The organism is Arthrobacter sp. MA-N2, assembly GCF_000517125.1.
In the GTDB taxonomy this organism is placed as follows: Bacteria; Actinomycetota; Actinomycetes; order Actinomycetales; family Micrococcaceae; genus Arthrobacter; species Arthrobacter methylotrophus.
Genome location: NZ_KI912155.1, coordinates 1,711,255 through 1,711,584, shown reverse-complemented (window position 1 = coordinate 1,711,584; position 330 = coordinate 1,711,255). Strand labels below are relative to the sequence as shown.

At 58.8% G+C, this 330-nt stretch carries 1 pseudogene; it reads right to left on the bottom strand.

The annotated features are described in order from the left end of the window. Positions 1 to 183: 183 nt before the first annotated feature. A pseudogene (locus tag A3M3_RS24360) lies at positions 184 to 330 on the bottom strand (6-phospho-3-hexuloisomerase); the annotation flags it as partial.

Here is a 330-nt window from a genome sequence, read left to right as displayed (position 1 = left end):
GGCCAGTTCGAGAGCGTCTTCGGTCGTGAGAAGGTCCACGGCAACTTGGAGTTTCATGATGATTTATCTTTCTGTAGGGAACTGCAGAGATGGTGATGGAAAAACAGGGGCCCCGCCAAACCAGGGACCAGCCGGTAACCCGGGCGGTAACCCGGCGGGGTTACCGGGGCTATACAGGGGGGGTTATTCGAGGTTGGCGTGCCTGAGCCACAACTGCTCGGCCGGTTCGTCGGCGTTTTCCCACAGCGACTGGAACAAAGCCTCGGTAGCCAGGAACAACACCTGCTCGAACAGGGAACCGGAGTACTGGCGCGAAACACTCGAACCATG